General features: G+C 41.2%; 1 protein-coding gene. It reads left to right on the top strand.

Annotated features, from left to right (window positions below; translation table 11 throughout):
* Positions 1-16 precede the first annotated feature (16 nt).
* The coding region (locus GB932_RS22095) for an Mrp/NBP35 family ATP-binding protein (protein ID WP_231915944.1) at positions 17-594 on the top strand (578 nt) is incomplete at its 3' end.

The raw sequence follows: 594 nt of genomic DNA, 5'->3' as shown, positions 1-594 counted from the left end.
CTTTAAAGTAGGATTATTGGATGCAGATATCTATGGTCCTTCAGTTCCTACCATGTTCGATACAGAGGGACAGAAACCAATTTCTGTAGAAGTGAATGGTAAAAATCTGATGAAGCCTATCGAAAATTATGGAGTTAAAATGCTTTCAATAGGATATTTCTCCGGCGCTAATCAGGCTGTAGTGTGGAGAGGTCCTATGGCTTCAAAAGCTTTGAACCAGATGATCAGAGATGCTGCATGGGGAGAGCTGGATTTCTTATTAATTGACCTTCCTCCGGGAACAGGGGATATTCACTTGTCAATTATCCAGGAAGTGCCTGTAACAGGAGCGGTCATCGTAAGTACACCTCAGCATGTTGCATTAGCAGATGTAAGAAAAGGAATTGCGATGTTCCAGATGGAAAGTATTAACATTCCGGTTCTTGGATTGATCGAAAATATGGCATATTTTACACCGGAAGAACTTCCTGACAATAAATATTATATCTTTGGAAACCAGGGAGCACAATATTTAGCGGAAGATCTTGGAATTCCGGTGTTAGGAGAGATTCCATTGATCCAAAGCATCAGAGAAGCAGGAGACGTTGGAAGACC

The sequence above is a fragment of the Microbacterium karelineae genome (assembly GCF_009745985.1).
Classification (GTDB): domain Bacteria; phylum Actinomycetota; class Actinomycetes; order Actinomycetales; family Microbacteriaceae; genus Microbacterium; species Microbacterium karelineae.
Note: the sequence above shows the minus strand (reverse complement) of the source record. Positions and strands in the feature narration are given on the sequence as shown.